Here is a 1,919-nt window from a genome sequence, read left to right on the forward strand (position 1 = left end):
AACCATCGCTGATTTGCTAGTTTCCTTACTTCTTCAGCAGCGAGCACTTCGAATCGGCCACCGTCGTGAACGCCTGGTCGCCCGGGATCGTTGCCGCCACCTTCAGGTAGTCCCACGGCTTCTTCGACTCTGCCGGCGCCTTGACCTGCATCAGGTACATGTCGTGGATGTTGCGACCGTCGGCGCGGATGTAGCTCTTGTTGTAGAAGTCGTTGATCTTCATCTTCTTCAACTCGGTCATGACCTTGTCCGGGTCGTCGGTCTTGGCGGCTTCCACGGCCTTCAGGTACGTGCTGACGGCGGAGTAGTCGGCGGCCTGCAGGCTGCTCGGCATCTTCTTCATCTTGCCGAAGAAGCGATTCGCGAACTTGCGGGTGTCGTCGTTCATGTCCCAGTACCAGCTGTCGGTCATGAGCAGGCCTTCGGTGTTCTTCAGGCCCAGGCTGTGCACGTCGTTGATGAACATCAGCAGGCCAGCAATCTTCATGGACTTGGTGATGCCGAATTCCTTGGCCGCCTTGATCGCATTGATCGTGTCGCCACCGGCATTGGCCAGGCCCAGGATGTCAGCCTTCGATGCCTGCGCCTGCAGCAGGAACGACGAGAAGTCCGACGCCGACAGCGGATGGCGCACCTGGCCCACCACCGTGCCGCCGTTGGCCTTCACCACGGCCGCCGTATCGCTTTCCAGCGAATGGCCGAACGCGTAGTCGGCAGTCAGGAAGAACCACTTCTTGCCGCCCTGCTTCACCACCGCGCTGCCGGTGCCCTTGGCCAGCGCCACCGTGTCATACGCGTAGTGCACCGTGTACGGCGAGCACTCTTCGTTGGTCAGGCGAGCCGTGCCCGCGCCAATGTTGAAGTAGACGCGCTTCTTTTCCTGCGCCACCTTGTTCATGGCCAGGCCCGTGGCGGAGTTCGTGCCGCCCAGCAGCATGTCCAGGCCCTGCTGGTCCATCCATTCGCGCGCCTTCGACGCGGCGATGTCAGCCTTGTTCTGGTGATCGGCGCTGACCAGTTCGATCGGCTTGCCCAGCACCTTGCCACCGTGATCCTCGATGGCCATCTTGATCGCCTCGAGGCCGCCCGGGCCGTCGATGTCGGCATACAGGCCCGACATGTCGGTGATGTAGCCAATCTTCACCGTATCGTTCGATACCTGCGCCGAGGCGCCCCCTGCAAACGCACCAAAGACAGTTGCCGCCACTGCGACAGCCAGCCGAGTCATCTTCATGTCTTGTCTCCTGAGTTGCGGCGGCGAGCTGCCACCCGTTCCTGCCATCTCGTAAAAATACGATTCAACACGATCCGAAATTGCGACCCTGGCACCGGTCTGGCGCAGCGGGTCAGACCCCGAGCAGTTCGTTCAGCACCGGCATCTTGGCCTGCAGCTCGCTGGCGGCAAAGCGCTCGACGATGGCGCCGTGCTCCATCACGTAGAAGCGGTCGGCCAGCGGCGCGGCGAAGCGGAAGTTCTGCTCCACCATCACCACGGTGTAGCCCTTCTTCTTCAGCATCAGGATCATGCGCGCCAGCGCCTGCACGATCACCGGGGCCAGGCCCTCGGAGATTTCATCGAGCAGCAGCAGGTTCGCGCCCGTGCGCAGGATGCGGCCCACGGCCAGCATCTGCTGTTCGCCGCCGGACAGCCGCGTGCCCTGGCTCTGCTTGCGTTCCCGCAGGTTCGGGAACATCTCGTAGATCTCGGCCTCGCTCATGCCCGGGGTGTCGCCGCCACGGGCGCCCTTGAGCACCGGCGGCAGCAGCAGGTTTTCCTCGCACGACAGGCTGGAGAAAATCGCCCGCTCTTCGGGGCAGTAGCCGATGCCGTAGTGCGCAATCTTGTGCGTGGGCAGGCCGATGGTCTCGTTGCCGTTGATCTTGATCGATCCCTTGCGCGCGCCGGTCAGGCCCATGAT

General features: G+C 62.7%; 2 protein-coding genes. Both read right to left on the bottom strand.

Annotated elements, in window-relative coordinates; genetic code table 11:
• Positions 1-25: 25 nt before the first annotated feature.
• A complete protein-coding gene (locus tag A9J21_RS14815) occupies positions 26-1,234 on the bottom strand; it encodes an ABC transporter substrate-binding protein (protein ID WP_066736871.1) in 1,209 nt (402 codons plus the stop codon).
• 112 nt (positions 1,235-1,346) lie between these two features.
• Positions 1,347-1,919, bottom strand: a 573-nt coding sequence (locus A9J21_RS14820) for an ABC transporter ATP-binding protein (protein ID WP_066736873.1), incomplete at its 5' end; no start/stop codon positions are given.

The sequence above is a fragment of the Cupriavidus sp. D384 genome (assembly GCF_001652915.1).
GTDB lineage: Bacteria > Pseudomonadota > Gammaproteobacteria > Burkholderiales > Burkholderiaceae > Cupriavidus.